Source organism: Paenibacillus piscarius (assembly GCF_022234545.1).
GTDB lineage: Bacteria > Bacillota > Bacilli > Paenibacillales > Paenibacillaceae > Paenibacillus_AQ > Paenibacillus_AQ piscarius.
This window is the reverse complement of record NZ_JAIEUI010000014.1, coordinates 97,820-115,550: the sequence shown is the minus strand read 5'-3', so window position 1 is coordinate 115,550 and position 17,731 is coordinate 97,820. Positions and strand designations below refer to the sequence as shown.

At 56.7% G+C, this 17,731-nt stretch carries 13 protein-coding genes; 8 read left to right on the top strand and 5 right to left on the bottom strand.

Translation table 11 applies throughout. The features are described 5' to 3' along the window. Positions 1-23: 23 nt before the first annotated feature. The 4 genes from K1558_RS20970 to K1558_RS20955 all read left to right on the top strand — a co-directional run bounded on the left by K1558_RS20970 (position 24) and on the right by K1558_RS20955 (position 4,739). The gene (locus K1558_RS20970) at positions 24-794 is read left to right on the top strand and encodes a carbohydrate ABC transporter permease (protein ID WP_420800457.1); all 771 of its coding nucleotides are present in this window, start codon (positions 24-26) and stop codon (positions 792-794) included. Positions 795-812: 18 nt separating this feature from the next. Then, on the top strand, positions 813-2,660 hold the full coding sequence (locus tag K1558_RS20965) for a glycoside hydrolase family 127 protein (protein WP_238653620.1): 1,848 nt from the start codon (positions 813-815) through the stop codon (positions 2,658-2,660). A 621-nt stretch (positions 2,661-3,281) separates the two neighbouring features. Next, positions 3,282-4,172 carry a glycoside hydrolase family 43 protein gene (locus K1558_RS20960; RefSeq protein ID WP_238653619.1) on the top strand — a complete coding sequence of 297 codons (891 nt, stop codon included), beginning with the start codon at positions 3,282-3,284 and terminating at the stop codon, positions 4,170-4,172. Between the two features lie 27 nt (positions 4,173-4,199). Beyond that, positions 4,200-4,739 (top strand): hypothetical protein, encoded by a 540-nt coding sequence (locus tag K1558_RS20955; RefSeq protein WP_238653618.1) that lies wholly within the window; start codon positions 4,200-4,202, stop codon positions 4,737-4,739. A 610-nt stretch (positions 4,740-5,349) separates the two neighbouring features. Here the strand turns inward: K1558_RS20955 and K1558_RS20950 are convergent. The 4 genes from K1558_RS20950 to K1558_RS20935 form a co-directional block, all read right to left on the bottom strand. Then, positions 5,350-7,416, bottom strand: a complete 2,067-nt coding sequence (locus K1558_RS20950) for a glycosyltransferase (RefSeq protein ID WP_238653617.1) — start codon at positions 7,414-7,416, stop codon at positions 5,350-5,352. Positions 7,417-7,433: 17 nt separating this feature from the next. Beyond that, a complete protein-coding gene (locus tag K1558_RS20945; RefSeq protein ID WP_238653616.1) occupies positions 7,434-9,194 on the bottom strand; it encodes a tetratricopeptide repeat-containing glycosyltransferase family 2 protein in 1,761 nt (586 codons plus the stop codon). Further along, entirely contained in the window at positions 9,191-11,272 is a 2,082-nt protein-coding gene (locus K1558_RS20940) for a glycosyltransferase (protein WP_238653615.1), read from the bottom strand. Before K1558_RS20940 ends, K1558_RS20945 begins: the two co-directional genes overlap by 4 nt. 118 nt (positions 11,273-11,390) lie before the next feature. After that, on the bottom strand, positions 11,391-12,569 hold the full coding sequence (locus K1558_RS20935; protein WP_238653614.1) for a DUF6385 domain-containing protein: 1,179 nt from the start codon (positions 12,567-12,569) through the stop codon (positions 11,391-11,393). Positions 12,570-12,849: 280 nt separating this feature from the next. Between K1558_RS20935 and K1558_RS20930 the strand changes: the two genes are divergently transcribed. The 3 genes from K1558_RS20930 to K1558_RS20920 all read left to right on the top strand — a co-directional run bounded on the left by K1558_RS20930 (position 12,850) and on the right by K1558_RS20920 (position 14,739). Further along, a complete protein-coding gene (locus K1558_RS20930; RefSeq protein ID WP_238653613.1) occupies positions 12,850-13,386 on the top strand; it encodes a hypothetical protein in 537 nt (178 codons plus the stop codon). A gap of 17 nt (positions 13,387-13,403) precedes the next feature. After that, positions 13,404-13,982, top strand: coding sequence for a hypothetical protein (locus tag K1558_RS20925; protein ID WP_238653612.1), 579 nt, complete (start codon positions 13,404-13,406; stop codon positions 13,980-13,982). A gap of 85 nt (positions 13,983-14,067) precedes the next feature. Then, complete coding sequence (locus K1558_RS20920) at positions 14,068-14,739, top strand: alpha/beta hydrolase (protein WP_238653611.1); 672 nt, start codon at positions 14,068-14,070, stop codon at positions 14,737-14,739. 140 nt (positions 14,740-14,879) lie between these two features. Here the strand turns inward: K1558_RS20920 and K1558_RS20915 are convergent, their stop codons facing one another. Beyond that, on the bottom strand, positions 14,880-15,905 hold the full coding sequence (locus tag K1558_RS20915) for a LacI family DNA-binding transcriptional regulator (protein ID WP_238653610.1): 1,026 nt from the start codon (positions 15,903-15,905) through the stop codon (positions 14,880-14,882). Positions 15,906-16,021: 116 nt separating this feature from the next. Between K1558_RS20915 and K1558_RS20910 the strand changes: the two genes are divergently transcribed. Further along, positions 16,022-17,722 (top strand): alpha amylase N-terminal ig-like domain-containing protein, encoded by a 1,701-nt coding sequence (locus K1558_RS20910; protein ID WP_238653609.1) that lies wholly within the window; start codon positions 16,022-16,024, stop codon positions 17,720-17,722. The last annotated feature ends 9 nt before the right edge of the window (positions 17,723-17,731 follow it).

Here is a 17,731-nt window from a genome sequence, read left to right as displayed (position 1 = left end):
GGGCGCTGATCCTGATCTCGGGAATGTTCATCATTCCGTTTGTCTGGCTGATCCGCAGCTCGCTGATGAATCTGTCACAGATCTTCACCATGCCGCCGGAATGGATTCCCGCGCCGTTTCAATGGAGTAATTTTCATAAAGCGCTTACGTTGCTGCCGTTCGATATTTTCTTCCGGAACACGCTGATTATCGTGGTTACTGTACTGGTAGGGACCGTAATCACGAGCAGCATCGCAGCCTTCGGATTCTCGCGGATTCAGTGGAAGGGCCGGGATGCGGTGTTCGCCCTGCTGATGACCAGCATGATGCTGCCGGCGGCGGTGACGATGATCCCAAGCTTTCTGGGCTGGCAGCTCATGGGGTTCTACGATACGCTGTATCCGCTGATTGTGCCGGCCTATTTCGGCGGCGGGATCTTCAATATCTTCCTGCTCCGGCAGTTCTATCTGACGATTCCGCGCGATTTCGATGAAGCGGCCTTCGTGGACGGGGCGAATTATTGGCAGATTTATACCCGGATTATTTTTCCGTTAAGCCGTTCGGCGATTATCGTGGTTGCCCTGTTCAGCTTCCTGGCATCGTGGAATGACTTCATGGGTCCGCTGATCTATCTGAAAAGCGACAAATGGTTCACCCTCGCGCTGGGCCTGCAGATGTTCCAGGGAACCTACAATGCGCAGTGGGATCTGCTGATGGCGGCCTCAGCGGTGGTCGTTCTGCCCTGCGTCATCGTGTTTCTGGCCGGCCAGCGTTATTTCCTGGAGGGCATCACCTTAACAGGATTAAAAGGATAAAGGAGGCGGGGAACAGAAATGGCAGAGCAGCAAGCGAGGCTTCAAGCCTGGCAAGGGGTGTCCTTCACCCGTGTAACTATCAATGACGAGTTCTGGAAGCCGCGCCTGAAGGTGCTCCGGCAGACCACCCTGCCGGATTGCTTGACCAAATGTGAGGAGACCGGCCGCATCGATAACTTTGCCAAGGCCGCAGGACTGCTGGAAGGGCATTACGAAGGCAAATATTATAACGACTCCGATGTCTATAAGGTGCTTGAAGGCATTGCCTATGCGCTGATGTCGGAACGGGATGCGGCGCTGGAGGCTGAGGCTGACCGGATCATCGGGCTGATCTCGGCGGCGCAGGAAGAAGACGGCTATCTGTGTGCTTACTTTACCCTGGAGCATCCAGAGGGCAAATGGACGGACATGGAGAAGCATGAGATGTATAACGGCGGCCACCTGATTGAGGCGGCGGTCGCCTATTATGAAGCCACCGGCAAGCGCGAGCTGCTGGAGGTGGCCTGCCGCCTGGCCGATCATTACGACAGCGTGTTCGGCCCCGGCAAGCGCCACTGGGTGGAAGGGCATGAGGAGATCGAGCTGGCGCTGGTGAAGCTGTTCCGCGTGACGCAGAACAGCCGCTACCTGAATCTGGCGCTGTGGCTGCTGGAGGAGCGCGGCCATGGCTACGGCTCAGGTACGATCTGGGATAACCCGGATTGGGGCCCGGCTTATTGCCAGGATGATGTTCCTGTCCGCGAGATCAGGCAGGTCACCGGGCATGCCGTCCGCGCGATGTATCTGTATACGGCGATGGCCGATGTGGTCCATACTACAGGCGATTCCGCTTATGCGGCTGCGCTGCACCGGGTCTGGAACCATACGGTGGAACGCAATATGTACTTGACGGGCGGCATTGGCCCATCAAGGCATAATGAAGGCTTCACCACCGATTATGACCTGCCCAATGAAACAGCCTATTGCGAGACTTGCGCGGCCATAGCGATGGTCTTCTGGAATCACCGGATGAATCTGGCGTTCGGAGACAGCCGGTACGCCGATGTGGTGGAGCGTGAGCTGTATAACGGTACCTTGTCCGGCATCTCGCTGTCCGGGGACAAGTATTTCTACGAGAATCCGCTGGCTTCACAGGGCGGCCATCACCGGGTGCCCTGGTTCGAGACCTCCTGCTGCCCGACCAATCTCGCCCGCTACCTGCCCGCGATCGGCCAATATGTGTATGCTGTTACCGCAGAGGGCCTGGCGGTGAATCAATATATGAGCAGCGAAGCGGAGCTGGTGCTGGACAGCGGGCTGGGCGTCAGCCTGAAGCAGAGCACGCAGTATCCCTGGAATGGCCGGATCGAGCTGGAGGTGAATCCCGCTGCAGCTGCCGGGTTCAGTCTCCGGCTGCGGGTGCCGGAGTGGTGCAGCGGTTACCGGGTGGAGGTGAAGGCAGAAGGCGAGGGTAGCGCCGGGGTGGAAGAGCGCATCGACCAGGGGTATCTTGTGCTGAGCCGCACATGGTCGCCGGGAGATATGGTCGTGCTTGAGCTGGAGATGCCCGTGAGCCGGGTGCGGGCCACGCCGGAAGTGGAGGCCGACCGGGGACGGGTCGCCGTTCAGCGGGGCCCGGTGGTCTATTGCCTGGAGCAGACCGATCATCCCGGGCGCTCCTATGATGCCTTCTCCCTGCCGGCCGGGGCTAAGTTCCAGGTGGGGCACCGGCCGGAGCTGCTGGGCGGAGTGACGGTGCTGCAGAGTATGGATGAAGCCGGCAGGCCGCTGACGTTCATCCCCTATTATGCCTGGGACAACCGGGAGCCCGGCTTCATGCAGGTCTGGGTGCAGGAGCAGGAGGATGGCGGACTGTACAGGTTGTGAGTTCGCTGGTACGTCATCAGCTTTAAACGTGTGAAAGTTACTTTTAACTCATCGCTTGCTGAGGGTTGTTGTGCTTGATTAAGGTGCACGTGCCCGATTAAGATGCGAGGGGTAGGCTTAATTGGGCTTACTTGCAATCTGTACAACTAAATCGCTGGATGTGCTGCCGAATCTCTGTTTAGCTGTATTCCGTGCAATTAAATGTCTCTATATGTGGATTTTCGCTCATCCGGGTAAATATAGTTGTACAGAATACAGTTAGAAGAGGAAAGCCTCCGGTTTCACTGTTTTTAGTTGCACAGAATACATTTATCTCTGATTATTCGCTATGAACGCAGCTACTCAGTGCCTCCTTCCGCAGCAGTCATCGGGTATTGTAGCCGCTGGAACGATAACAACTGCATTATGTACATTAGAATGCTGCAAAAAAGGCTTCAAAATAGAATCTGTTGTATTCGGTACAAATGAATATTGAAAAATGGCCATTTTTCACCCAAAACCCAGCATTCCAATGTATGAAATACAACAGAATCACATTTTACGGTCAGTTATGCGATTTCTATTGCAGGAAATACAATCAGCTGCTTGTATGTAAGAGTGCAGAGCAAGGAGGAGATCCGCTTGCGCGGAATTACGAACCCGGTGATCCCGGGCTGGTATGCTGACCCGGAGGCCAGAACTTACGGGGGCAGGCATTATATTTATGCCACCAGATCATTCTCAGAATATACCTGGCAGATGAATCTGGATGCCTTCAGTTCGGAGGACCTGATTCACTGGCAGAAGAATGAGAGCATTATCGCCATGGAGGATTTCCCATGGATCTGGAGAGCGGTCTGGGCCCCGACCCAGCTTGAGCATAACGGCCGCCATTATCTGGTCTTTGCCTCGAATGATATTCAGCAGGACGGCGAAGCCGGAGGACTGGAGATTGCCGTGGCGGATACCCCGGAAGGCCCTTACCGGGGGTATCTCCACCGGCCGCTGATTGACCGGTTCATCCATGGCGCCCAGCCGATTGACGCCCATCTGTTCAAGGATGAAGACGGCGCGGTCTATCTGTATTACGGAGGGTGGGGACACTGTAATGTGGGCCGGATGAATGATGACATGACGGGGTTTGTTCCGTTCGCAGACGGGCAGCTCCTCCGTTCAGTAACCCCGCCCGGGTACGTGGAAGGGCCGTGTATGATCAAAAAGGACGGTCTGTATTACCTGATGTGGTCGATGGGCGGATGGACGAACGGGACCTACCGGGTCGCATACGGTGTAAGCACCAGTCCGCTGGGACCGTTTGCGAACCACGGGACGATTCTGGAAAGACAGGAGCCGGTGGCGGAAGGCCCGGGCCATCACGGATATCTGCATCTGCCGGATCGCGATGAATGGCTGATCGTCTACCACCGCCGGATCATCGGCGATCCCGAGCCGGGCAACCGCATGTTATGCATCGACCGGCTGGAGTTTGCAGACGGTGCTATCCTGCCGGTACGGATGACGGATGGGTGGTAGGGAGTGGCAAGGGGGAGGCCTTGGCTTATGCTGAGGCCTTTTTGGCGTGGTGAAGGAGGGAGACTGGGTATGATAAAATGCTTGAAGATAAATTCCAAGATGCAAAAGTTTCTCGATGAAATAGCGCATAAACAAAAACAAACAGAAATCAAAGTTGACTTCAACATGGCTAATAACGTTATTTTCGCTGAATTTCTCGAATGGGAAGGATGTGTTTTGCTAAGGCAAGATAGGAATGATGTCTTGCCAAGTCAGTTCTCATCAAATCAATTTATCCCTGATAGAACTGCATTTGAAGCAGATTACAACCATGTTCATTTGAATGATTTCTTCCCTGAGAATGTTAATCCATTTCTAGTATTTATCCTTACAACAAAGATAATAGAAGTTTGGGCGGCTATCCTTTACAAGCAGTTCAATCACAATAAGAGGTTTATTCTCGTCCTATCCTTTGATGGGGAAGAAGTTGTCTTACGCTTCTATACAGTGAGGGAAAATGAATCGCCTTGGCTTGAACCTTCCTCAATAGAATCGTATATAGACGGACTAATGATAATCGAAGTTTAAAATAAAGCTTTTGACCTTGGGTTACGCCGCCAATAATAATATGGTTTGCAGTTACGGAAAAAATAGATATAATGCAAGCCATTAAAATTGATAATCTCTTTAGATGTGTAGTCATAGAGCAAGGTGAAGAGTTTAAGCAGTATTCAAATGTTCTTTTTCATCAGGAATATTATTCTCCAGTTGATGAGGAGTATGACTATTATTTAGGGTTTACCAATGAAACTGATCTCCTAAGCCGTGTTCTTCCTGGCATTAAAGAAAGAAATGATATACATATAAAGACAATGAGGTTCCCGTCAAAATTGAGTTCATTGATGTCCTGGCGCACAGCTTTGAAACACAGTTGCAAGGGAGTATTCTTCTTGATATTAGCCAAAGCGAAATTAGTACATTTGTCAAAGATAATAAGAAGTTGCTAGATAACCAAAAGGACTCCGCTTGGCCGATGTATTATGAAAAAACAGAGGATTTGCTTGAACGTTTACTACATGAAAACTACAAATATTATGTGGTCTACGCTTCATATGGTCTTAATGGGTGGGTAGTTGCTAAAGAATATAGTGTTTACCGGGAGAGCATTTAGCCAAAAAGTGTCAGGCTATACATGTCCTCATCCACTCTGAAGTGCCGACCTCACCAGCAGCAGCCAAGGAATGCTGCCTGTAGCCGGGAGGTTGCCTTGCGGGTGCGCCTCTGCTGCGAGCAGCAGCCTGTGGTAGCTGAGGCCGATGGCTGCGGCAGTGCTGCCGGATTGGCGCAGCGCCTGCTCCTCGGCGGGCGTAAGCTGCGGAACCTGCCCGCAGGACTGGGCGATGGCTGCATAGAGCAGCCATTCGGCAGCATCAGCGGGCGGGTGGTGCTCGGCCCGCCCGGTATACATGGCGCACCATTGTATCTTAAACGGTGCTGGTGCATCCAGCAGCCCTTGCAGGAGCGGCAAGGGCAGTCTGCTCCAGCTGAAGCGGGCAGCGTTCGAGTGGCTGCCCAGCTGGAGCAGTGCCTCCCCGGCGCCTGCCTGGACCAGCAGCTGGGCCGCGCGGGAAAAATCTGCAAAGCTAGGCGTTTTGTCTGCACGGTGCTCCGAATCGCTCAAGCTGTTGATAGCGGGGGGATGAGTGGAGTAGGAGCATCCTAACGGAAATGAAGAGAATGATTGCTTATTGGCATCATGCTCCGCTGAACCGCTCTGCTGCGCGAGCCAGCGATGCGCGGCCGCGAGGCCGGGCGGCAGCGCAGGCAGCCGCCCCCGCCCTTGTCCTGCCTCAGCGTTCCCGCCGCTGCGGCAGGACAAGGCCCACAGATAGCCGGATACCCACGGGTCATCCGGCGCTTCCTGCTGCATCCGCGCAAGCTCGGCGGATGCGGCCCCCGGCTGTTCCGCGTCCCGGAACAGCGCCCGCAGCAGCACCTGAAGCACCTGCCGGATATTCTCCGGCAGCTGCGGTGCTGCGAGAAGCGCCGCCAGCCAGCGGGCGGCGCGGGCATTGAGTGCGGCCGGCACCAGCCGGGTCAGCACTCGCCGGGGCAAGGCCGGGAGGAGCTGACGGGTGAGGACCGTCAGCTCCTCCTCTTGGCCGGACAGCAGGCACAGCGTGGCCAGCTGCTCCCAGACGGCAGGGTCGCCCGGGGCGTAGGCGACGGCCTGGCTGTAATGCTCCAGTGCTTCGCCGTAGCGGAAGAGCTGCTCGCATACCCGTCCGGCGGCCAGACGGGTGCGGCTGGTGCCGCTTCCGGAGGAAGAGGGATACTTATGCGCAGTGTTCCCGCTGTCCAGTGCCCGCTGAAGCAGCAGGTATGCCTCCCGTACCTGCCCCTGCTCCAGGAGGAGCCCTGCGTAGCTCTCCAGGAGATCGGTGAAATCAGGATAGAGCTGGCTTCCGGCTTCATAGACCGGCTCCGCTTCCGCAGGCCGCCCGCCCTCCTGGAGGGCAAAGGCACTCTTGAGATACAGGTCAGCGGTATACCCGGAGTCCGCCGGTGCTTCGTTCAGCAGCGGCAGCAACTGCTCTGCCGCCGCGTTATAGTTTCCCTGCTGATAATACTCCGTACCCAGTGCGTACCGCAGAGGAATGCTGTCCGGCTCAAGCTGGAGTGCAGCGTGAATCAGCTCCAGATTACGGCTGGCCTTATCCTTGCGGCGCAGCTCCCCGTCCAGATAGCCGTAGTGATGGACCGGCAGGTCGGCATAGGCAATATTTCCCCCTGGCAGGCTCCAGATGCTGGAGGCCACTTCTTCATGAATGCTCCCGCAGAACCGGATGCGTTCATCATTGCGGAACAGCCGGCATACATTATCCGTTACGTATTCCCGTCCCGCAGCCTCTCCCACATAATGCATAAAAGGCAGGAAATACCCGTCCGCAGACTCTGACTCCAGCAGAGGTTGTAACCTTTCCGGCTCCCATCCGGCCAGGGCTTCATCTGCATCCAGCACCAGAATCCAGGCACAGGTGGCCAGGTCCAGCGTACGGTTGCGCGCCCGGGAGAAGTCATGCTCCCAAGGCACAGAGGTGATCCGGGCTCCGAACCTGCGGGCGATGTCTATGCTGTTATCTGCCGAGCCGGTATCGGCAATGATGATTTCGCTCACGATGCCTTGGACGGACTGCAGGCATTGCTCCAGATGCTGTGCTTCATTCTTAACGATCATGCAGAGAGAGATCACGGGAGTGTGCATAGTCTGGCAGCTCCTTCCTAATCGGCTAGTCTGGGAAGCGGGAGGGCAAGACGAACGGCTGCAGCCGCCGGCGAAAAGACAGATGAAGTTGCTAGTGCAGCCAGAGCTTTGTCGGCCAGGCATATCCAGGGCTGGACCGCAGCGGCTCCAGCTTCTGCTGCGGCTGGGCGGGCATCTGCCCCGGCAATCACAGGATGCTCCAGCAGCGTCTTGATGTCGCTGAACTCCAGTTGAACGGCTGAAGCTGCATCCACGCGCTGTAGTTGCTTAAGCCAAGCAGCAGACGACCGATCCTTCCCAGCGGGATGAAGCAGCTCATTCACTTCCTGCGCCCCAGTATCATGGTCATCCAATTCATACTCCACCAAGTCCTTTACAACCGCGCCATGTGTGTTGGGTTTGGACTCACCCGCACCAATCACTGCACTATTTAACCCACCCTCATTATGTGTGCTCCCCCCATCCGGTTCGCTCACCTCACGCGCCGCCGCACCTAGTTCATCCTCACCCTCATCCTGCGCTGCACCGCTCTCCAGCACCTCAGCCGCTGCGGCATAACAGCCGTCCATCACCAGCAGACGAGCCAGCTTCCGGCGCTGCTCTGCCAGGATGGCGGGCAGATGCTCGGACATCCAGCCGTAGATGCCTTGCCCGCGGCCTGTGCACTTGAGCAGCCGCACGAGCCGCACGATCACCGGCCATGGCTCCGGGTGGAGCTGGGCCGCCCTGGTGAAGCAGGCGAGGGCTTCCGTCTCCTGGCCGATCTGCTGGCACACCTGGCCCATAAGGGTATGAGTGTGATAGGTGCCGATTCCGGCTTCGGTATGATAGAGCGGCGGCGAGGCTCCGATGGCCAGTGCCCGGGACAGCGCAGCCTTGGCCTCAATGAAGGCGGAGACCTGGAGCAGCAGCGCGCCTTTGAGGTGATGCAGGTCCGGATAATCCGGGAAATGCGAGATGCCCCGGTCACAAGCCTCCAGCGCACCTGGGATATTGCCAGTGACAGCGAGGCAGCGAAGTTCATACTTATAGAGCAGGTGGATGTAACTCGTATTCGGGTCCACGCAGTCCAGCGAAGTCCGGATATGCTTCAGGGCCTGCCCGTAATCGCCAAGCCGCATGTACTCCACCGCCAGATTGAACTGGTTAAAAGCATCCTCCGGGCTCCGCTCCAGCTGCGTCTTGAGCAGCTCCAGATTACGGCTGATTTTATCCTTCTTCTGCACAACCCCTTCGGCATAGCCGTAATGATGGACGATCACGGGGCTCATATGCATCGCAGCGTTCGGGGTGGCCTGCACAATGCCGGCGGCAATCTGCTCGTGAACGATTCCGTTGAAACGGTAGTCCTTGTTGTTCTTGAACATGCGCAGGATCGGATTAACAGTCAGTGTCTGCGAATTGCGGTCGGTCCCTTGATGATTATGAATCCGCACAAAAAAAGCCTCATACTCCAAATGCTTCGCGCACACCAGCAGCTCATTGATGCTTCCGGGGTCCAGCTCTTCATCCGCGTCGAGCACGAGAATCCAGGTGCCCCGGGCCGCGTCCAGACCGGCATTGCGTGCAGCCGCAAAATTCCCTTTCCAGGGGAAGCGGATGATCCGGGCGCCGAAGCTGCGGGCGATGGAGCAGGTGGAGTCCGTGGAGCCGGTGTCGACCACGATGATCTCATCTGCGGCTCCCTGGATACTGCGCAGACAGCGGGCCAAAGTGTCGGCTTCATTCCTGACGATCATGCACAGGGTGATCAGCGGTTTCTGAGTTGTTATGTTCATATGCTTAACTCTGCTCCTCTCTGCTGCTGCTTGCAGGTCCACTGCGTATGCCAGGGCGTACGGCTGAGCACAGTGATGGAGCGGGTTACCGCTGCCAGGTCCTCCTGAAGCGGTCCTTGAACCTGCTCCTGCCCGAGGCTGCCGGTTACTTCCTTGAGCCCTAGCTCTGCAAGGCGCAGATAACAGAGCGCAAGACCGGCGTGAAGTACCTCGCTGCCGGGAGCCTCCTCCAGGGCAAGCCGGTACCACCCGGCGGCTTCAGTATAATGCCCCTGATCGGCCAGCAGCTCGGCGAGATAGCGCAGCGATGGCCCTGACGCCTCCTTGCGGTCTACAAGGCGGATGAACAGCTCTCCCGCCTCAGCCCGCCAGCCTTCCTCATAGAGCGCCTCTGCCAGAACGCTGGTGTGGGAGGGAAACCGTTCAGCCAGTGTGTTGCCAAGCGTCGTGTACTCAAGCTTAACGGCCAGCCGGATCACTTCGCCAAGGAGCGCAGCGTCAACAGGGGGAGCAGCTGGGGCTTGCAGACCGGCAATCCCGGCTCCTTGTCCGGACGGCACCAGCTGTTCATCAATCCTGCACAGGCCGGAGCGAAGCTCGGCGGGCGCCTGCTGCCAGACGTCCTCCGGCAGCTTCTCGCCCAGCTCCCAGGCAGAGACGGCTTCAAGCAGCCAGAGCTGCCTTACCGTTTCAGCATCCAATCCGGCAGCTGAGAGCTGAAGGGTGCCGGCCCGCAGTCTGGCAGCCGCCTGCATATAGGCGTGATATTTGCCGGAGATGATCCAGGAAGACAGGATGCACAGCAGCGTATCCTCCTCCAGCGGGAACTGCCCGGGCGGCAGCTTGGCAATCGCCTGATAAGCGCCCAGCTTGTATAACGTGCCGATAATTGCGCTACGTGACGCCCGTTGCTCTGTACCGGCCAGCCGGATCAGCAATCCGGCAATCTCCTCGTCCTTGACCGCAAGCGCCTGGAAAGCCGAAGCAATTCCCTCCAGTGCGGGAAGGTACAGATTGTGATGCTGCAGGGCACGGTGGAACAGCCGTGCGGCCTCCTCCTGATTCCCGAGCTGCTGTGCAATTACGCCCATACGGTGCAGCGGGCGGAAGCTGTTCATGCCTTGTTCGGTCACATATGCTCTCTGCGGAGCAGGGGAGGAAGCGGAGTCCAATGCGTGCTGGTAAGACTGGACCGCCCGTTCAAAATGTCCCTGGCTCTCCCAGGACTGGCCTTGAATATATTGCAGGTCCGGGTAGTCCGGGTAACGGGCCAGCTCACAGGAGAGAAGGCTGTCTAACGCTTGCAGCTGACCGGTCGCCTGATAGATGGTACACAGATCACGAATGGCAGAGGGACGGTAAGAGACCTGAAGTGAAGCAGTATCCAGAGTACGGCGCAGCAGCTCCCCGGCTTCCTGCAGCCGCCCGTCCTGACAGCAGGTGACTGCGAGATTGTAGGTGTAAAAGGGATCATCCGGCTTCTCCGCAAGCGCAAGGCGGAGGATCTGTTCATTGCGGCTGATTTTGTTTTTGGCGCTCATGATTCCGGGCAGGTAGCCATAATGAAGAATCCCGATATCGCTGGCTTCGATGGCGGCGGCTCCATGTCTGCTGATGATAGAGTCATCTATACGCTCATGAATTCTCCCGTGGAACTGATAGCCCTGCCCATTGCGGAACAAGCGCACATTGCTGTGAAACAGCCGGTCCTCCGGGCGGCTCCCCAGCAGGTTTTCTATGCGCACCGTATATGCTTCAGCAGCACTGTCACGGAGTCTGTCCTTGATTGACTCGATGGAATGCTGAAGCGTCTCATCTGCATCCAGCACCAGTACCCAGTCACTGGCGGCCTGGGCGAGTCCGGTATTTCGTGCCGCTGAGAAATCGTCAGCCCACGGTTCTTCAACGACCGTTGCCCCATATTTCGCAGCAATGGCTATGGATTGATCCGTTGAGCCCGTATCGACCACGATGATCTCGTCGGCACCCTGCAGTGTGGCGAGGCAGCGGGGGAGCAGTTCGGCTTCATTTTTGACAATAAGCTGTACTCCGAGTGTAGGTCTGACAGTTGTATTCACAATCGTTCCTCCTTGGGAGATCTGTAGGTCCCTTAATATAAGCAGCCTAAGTACATAGGAAAGAGTACATGGTTGCCCATGCACTCTTCGCTTCTGCATCCTATGACGGAGCCCAGAGTTACGTTCCTTGGGCGTCAAAAATAACATTAATCGTAGAAGCCGCACCCGGTGTGGCCGATTGATAGGAGAGCCGGGTGTACTTCAGGAACCGCGCAGGCACAATGACATCCACAGAACCCGCAGGCAACGGATTGTCTCCGGCCGTATCCACGAAGTAGTTGGTGCCGTCTGCGCTGATCTCGACCCGGGTATTTACCGGATTGGCCCCTGAGTTGAAGATGAAATAAGAATAGGTGCCAAGCACACTGGTATTGTTAGCCGGCAGAGGTGTATACGTATCCGAGGTTGTGATTCCGGTTGTAGGCAGCTCGATGAAGCTGCGCTGGGAGATCGAGGTGACGCTGCTCAGCGTACCGGCTGTGATGGTGGCCCCCAGGACGCTGGTGATGGTACCGTTTAACAGGTTGGTGACCGTACCGGCGGAGGTCAGCGTACCGGCGGTGATGGTAGCGCCAAGCACACTGGTAATGGTACCGTCTAACAGATTGGTGACTGTACCGGCGGAGGTCAGCGTACCGGCTGTGATGGTGGCCCCCAGGACGCTGGTGATGGTACCGTTTAACAGGTTGGTGACCGTACCGGCGGAGGTCAGCGTACCGGCGGTGATGGTAGCCCCCAGGACGCTGGTAATGGTACCGTCTAACAGGTTGGTGACTGTACCGGCGGAGGTCAGCGTACCGGCTGTAATGGTAGCCCCGAGGACGCTGGTAATGGTACCGTCTAACAGATTGGTGACCGTACCTGCTGAAGTCAGCGTACCGGCTGTGATGGTGGCCCCCAGGACGCTGGTGATGGTACCGTTTAACAGGTTGGTGACCGTACCGGCGGAGGTCAGCGTACCGGCTGTGATGGTAGCCCCGAGGACGCTGGTAATGGTACCGTCTAACAGATTGGTGACCGTACCTGCTGAAGTCAGCGTACCGGCTGTGATGGTGGCCCCCAGGACGCTGGTGATGGTACCGTTTAACAGGTTGGTGACCGTACCGGCGGAGGTCAGCGTACCTGCTGTGATGGTGGCCCCCAGGACGCTGGAGATGGTTCCGTTCAGGATAACAGTGGTCAGATTACCGCTGGTGTCCGTTGTCAACGGCCGGTCGATCAGGGTTGCGGGGTCCCGGCCGAAAATGAGAGTGCGCAAATTATCCGGGTTAGCCTGGAATGAACTGAAATTCGGCACAATGCTTCATCCTTTCCTGGTAGATTCGCTTAACTGCAGCTTCCTCATGACTAAGACCCAAACCGTCGTCTGGGTCTTGACGCATGTATAAGCTGCCGGTGATCAGTGGGAAGAGCCTGCAATAAGGCAGGAACCATTCGCGAGTGGTGTGATAATACTATATGGAGCTCATAAGAGAATGACTGGGTTAGCCCTGTAAAAATACGCAAATCGCCGAACAACCTGCCGGACCGCTGAGCATACTATGAGAATATGCTAGACCGACAGGAGGAGCAGGCCTATGCCGAATGAGGCAGTATTTAATCAGAATAATCAGCCGCTGTATACCGAACAGGTCAATACCTATGTTGCTCCCGGAATTGATTCCTCGCCTGAAGCAGGGGCTGCCATGTCCGGCTTGCTGTTTGGAATGCCGTTTGCTTCCACGGTAACAACTTCAGCTCCGCTGGTGATGCAGGTATCGAATCCGGCCGGCAGCGGGCGTACGTTATATCTCTCCCGTGTCATCGGCAGCACCGGCACAGCCTCGGTAACCTTAACCCTGCTGCGCAATGCAACGGTGGGCGGTTCAGTCATTACACCGCTCAACTATAACTTCGGCAGCGCGGCCGCCAGTGTGGCGGTTACCCGGACAGCAACGGCAGCACCGACCGGGTCTCCGGCAACGTTGATGTCGATGCTGCTGGCCATTGGGCCCGTCATCCTCGATATGGACGGAAGAATGATTCTGCCGCCGGGCAACTCCATTACATTGACAATAACGATTGCCTCAGGGAGTACGGCGGCAACAGGAAATATCAGCTGGTGGGAATACTAGAACGGGAGGAGTGAACCATGCCTAATCACTATATAATTAACGATAATGACCAGCCGGTCTATGTGGAGATGACCAATACGTTCCGCTCGCCGGATATCAGCGCTCCGCCCGAGATCAGCGCCTCGCAATCCGCCGTGCTCTTCTCGGCCAATGCCTCCAATTCGGCGACAATTGTCCTGTCGCTTCTCTCGGCAACCATCTCTGTACGCATCAACAACCCTGCGGGCAGCGGCAGAACCTTGTACCTCTCCCGGGTTAGCGGCAGCATTGGCGGAACCTCGGTTCTGACCTCTATCTCCGGGAGCTTCACTCTTGTCAAAGGAGGCACACTTACTTCGCCGTCCGCCCTGACTCCGGTGAATAACAATCTGGCGGGCACAGCAGTCAGCGTCATGACCGTTCAATCCTCTACAGCGGCAATCTCCGGAGGCAGCGTGCTGGCTTCTTATCAGATCGCACCCGGGGTGTTCAGTCCGGCGTTCACGGGCAGCATTATTGTTCCCCCCGGCAATGCCCTCAGCGCCAGTGTAAGCTCCTCCAGCGCGGCAGTAGGGACGATTATTTCAGCGTTAAGCCTGACCTGGTGGGAGAGTTAGCAGCGGGCAGCATTTGACTTTACTGGTGATAAGGGTTATTTTTCTATAAATGGATGAAATAGAAGTGGGAGAGACGAGGACAATCATGGAACACTGCTTATTAATTCACGGCTTCACCGGAGGGGAGTATGAAGTCGCACCTCTGGCCCTGTTTCTGGAGCGGAACGGTTATCCGTCCAGAACCTTCACTCTCAGCGGGCACGGGGGCAGCAAGAGGGACCTGCTTCATTCCAGCCGCAGCGACTGGATGCAGAGCGCCGAGGATGAGCTGGTCCGGTTATTGGACAGGGACGCAGAGGTGCACCTGATCGGCTTCTCGACGGGAGCGCTCATTGCTTCCCGGCTGTCGGTTGAGTACAGTCCGCGGATCAAGTCCCTGACGCTGTTGTCGACCCCGGTGTTCCCGCTGAATCCGGGTGAGATTCTGCGGACGCTGGTCCGCCCGGAGATGATCCGGAATTATCTGCGTAAATGGGGCTCCACCCCGATGAAGGCCACCCTGGAGTTTCAGCGGCTGGTCCGGGAGAGCTTCGGGATCTATCCGCAGGTGGAACTGCCGACCCTGATTGTACAGGGCAGACGGGATCATCTGGTGAAGCTTAAGAGCGCAGGGTACCTGAATCAGACTATCCCCGCCGGATGCAAGCAGGTGCTGATAATGGAGAAGAGCGGACATATGGTCTGCCACAGCGACGAGAGCCCGGCCATGATGGACGAGGTGCTCCGGTTTATCCGCAGCCCGGGAGCCTCCGGGTAAGTCAAGACCCCTTTTTCGGCATTGAAAAGGGGTCTTCATGCTGTAGCGACTCCTGCTGGTGCGTTGACATTAGCCGGGGCAGCGTGGTATTTTCAAGTTAGAGAAACCGGTTTCCTTATTGCGGCGTGCTAAGCAGTGCATTACTCCGCAGAGCTGCTCCGGCGGGAGGACAAGCGGGGAATCAGCTCCGGCTCCAGCAGCTGGCCGCTTGCCGCCGAGGTTGTGTTGTCCAGCTTGTCCATTAACAGCCGCCCTGCGCGGGCCCCAAGCTGGAAGGTATCCATGTTCAGTGAGGTCAGCGGCGGTGAGGTATAGGGCGATAACGGGTATTCATCGAATGTGGCGATGCCCAGCTGTGACGGAACCGGAATATGCAGTTCCCGGGCGGCCTGCAGTACGCCGTAAGCGGAGAAGTTACTCATGCAGACGATGGAGGCGGGGGCTTCGCTGCTCTGCAGCAGCAGCTTGGCCGCCGTATAGCCGTCCTCCTCCACAGCCCGTCCGTTCCTGATCCAGTCAGCGTTCACCCCGATTCCTGCTTCTTCAAGCGCCCGTTTATATCCGGCGGCGCGGCGCAGGAACAGCGGTTCATCCTTCTGGCCGCCAATGAATGCCGCTGAGGAGTATCCCTGCTCCAGCAGATGCCGGGTCAGCAGGTACCCCCCCAGCTCGTTATCGCAATCGACCCAGATCCCCGGCGAATCAATCTCCCCGATGGAGATATAGGGGAACTGCAGCTTATTCAGCTCTGCGCACAGCTCGGGCGTCAACACAGAGGTGTTGGCGATAATGCCGTCCACGCGCTTGTTCAATACCAGCCGGTGCAAGAAATGCCCTTCCTCATGGTCGTGCTGGATATTGGCGATGGTCAGCTCATATTTCAAAGGCCCGATAACGCTTTCCACCCCGCCTATAATATTGTAGAAGAACTGATTCAGGAATTCGCTCTCCTTCGACATATCAATCAGGATGGCGATGGTATTGCTGCTCTGCCGGGCCAGCCCGGTAGCAATACTGCTCGGGGTATAATTCATTTGCTTGATAATTTCTCTGACCCGGGACTTTGTTTCCTCCGATATTTTGGGAGAGTCGTTCATTACCTTGGATACAGTCGATTTGGCAACACCCGCTGCCTTAGCAATATCTTTAATGGTTACTTTCATCATGATCCCTCCCGGTCCTGGCCGTATTCCTTCGCCTGAATGGCGAACCTTGTTCTACCTGTCATAATAACACAGTTGTTGAGGCTGCTCTATGCTGCCTCCAAAGGAGACCAGACAGTATGTCTAAACGTTTGTTTGCATATCACACGGCGGAGGATCCCTTCGCCTTCCCCGCAGGCCCCCGTATGCTGAAGCTCCGGTTGTTCGTCCAGAGCGGACTGTCCTTGTCCTGTACGGTGGTCTATGCGGACCGTTATGATTCACCCGGCCATGAGCTTCCGCAGGAGATGGAGCGGATCGGCTGTGCCGGCGCTTATGATATCCATGAAGCCCTGATACCTGCGGAGTCCGGGAAATGCCGCTATCTGTTCCACATCGGGACTCCCGCAGGTGAATATGTATGGTACGGGGAACGGGGCAGCTCGGAGAACAGGGAGCAGGCAGGAGCTTTCCAATATGCCTATCTCCACCGTCCGCAAGCCATTGAACTGCCCGCCTGGAGCCCAGGCGCCGTGGTCTATCAGATTTATCCCGAGAGCTATAACCGGGGGACACTGCAGGGCATCACCGATAAGCTTCCCTACCTGCAGCAGCTCGGCGTAACGGTTATTTATATGACACCTATCTTTGAGTCGCCCTCCGGGCACAAGTATAATACGACCGACTACTATAAAGTGGACCCCGGCTTCGGCACGCTTGACGATCTGAAGCTGCTGGTAGGCACAGCCCACAGGCTGGGAATCAGGGTCCTGCTCGATGCTGTATTTAATCATTCCGGCGATACCTTCTTTGCTTTCCGGGATGTATTGGAGCGGGGAGAGGCCTCCCCCTATAAAGACTGGTTCTTCATTCATGCTTACCCGGTGAGCACCTCGCCGGCTCCAAGCTATGAGACCTTCGCTAAGGCGGAAGCTACCATGCCTAAGCTGAACATGGATCACCCCGAGGTGGCTGATTATATGCTGGAGGTCGCCAAATATTGGGTGCGTGAGGCGGGAATTGACGGCTGGAGACTGGATGTCGCCAATGAGGTGAACCCGGCCTTCTGGACCCGGTTCCGGCGCGAGCTGAAGAGTGAATTTCCACATTTGCTGCTGATCGGCGAGATCATGCACGCCTCCGGGCCATGGCTCCGGGGAGACCAGTTTGACGGCGGGATGAACTATGTGCTGCGGGATGCGGTGCTTGAGTTTTTTGCAGCACAGACGGCGGGACCGGTCCGCTTCATGGAGCAGCTGCTGCACCAGGAGGCGCTGTATAACGATCAGGCGAATTCCGCCATGTTCCAGCTGCTGGGCAGCCATGATACGCTGCGTTTCCTGACCGCCTGCAAGGAGGGCGGACGGGGCTGGGACCGCGAAGCCACCGCAATGCCGCGGCTGCGGCTGGCTGTCTTTTTCCAGATGACCTACATAGGGATACCTATGATTTATTACGGGGATGAAGTCGGCATGGAGGGTGCTACCGACCCGCATTGCCGTAAGCCCATGCTCTGGAACGTGGAGGAACAGCATACCGGCCTTCAGGAATGGTACCGGCGGCTGATTGGGCTAAGACAACAATATGAGGTGCTGCGCCAGGGGGCTTTCCGCCCCTGGTTCACGGATGAGGCCCGAAATGTTCTCGGGTATGTGCGGCGCAGCGGAGAAGAGAGCATGGGTCTGATTATTAATAATTCCCCGAATACGTACCAGCTCGAACTGGCTCCTTTCCGCTCCTGTGCCAAGGTACTCGTTGATCTGTTAAGCGGACGTACGATCCGTTCTGAGGGACAGCTTCTGGTTGAGGTAGAGCCTTTTGGGTGTCTGATGCTGTTTTAAGCAGGCCCC

Excerpts from the sequence above, each read along its gene's own strand:
- K1558_RS20970 (WP_420800457.1), top strand. The coding sequence starts at position 24 with ATGTTCATCATTCCGTTTGTCTGGCTGATCCGCAGCTCGCTGATGAAT.
- K1558_RS20965 (WP_238653620.1), top strand. The coding sequence starts at position 813 with ATGGCAGAGCAGCAAGCGAGGCTTCAAGCCTGGCAAGGGGTGTCCTTC.
- K1558_RS20955 (WP_238653618.1), top strand. The coding sequence starts at position 4,200 with ATGCTGAGGCCTTTTTGGCGTGGTGAAGGAGGGAGACTGGGTATGATA.
- K1558_RS20950 (WP_238653617.1), bottom strand. The coding sequence starts at position 7,416 with ATGCACACTCCCGTGATCTCTCTCTGCATGATCGTTAAGAATGAAGCA.
- K1558_RS20945 (WP_238653616.1), bottom strand. The coding sequence starts at position 9,194 with ATGAACATAACAACTCAGAAACCGCTGATCACCCTGTGCATGATCGTC.
- K1558_RS20930 (WP_238653613.1), top strand. The coding sequence starts at position 12,850 with ATGCCGAATGAGGCAGTATTTAATCAGAATAATCAGCCGCTGTATACC.
- K1558_RS20925 (WP_238653612.1), top strand. The coding sequence starts at position 13,404 with ATGCCTAATCACTATATAATTAACGATAATGACCAGCCGGTCTATGTG.
- K1558_RS20920 (WP_238653611.1), top strand. The coding sequence starts at position 14,068 with ATGGAACACTGCTTATTAATTCACGGCTTCACCGGAGGGGAGTATGAA.
- K1558_RS20915 (WP_238653610.1), bottom strand. The coding sequence starts at position 15,905 with ATGATGAAAGTAACCATTAAAGATATTGCTAAGGCAGCGGGTGTTGCC.
- K1558_RS20910 (WP_238653609.1), top strand. The coding sequence starts at position 16,022 with ATGTCTAAACGTTTGTTTGCATATCACACGGCGGAGGATCCCTTCGCC.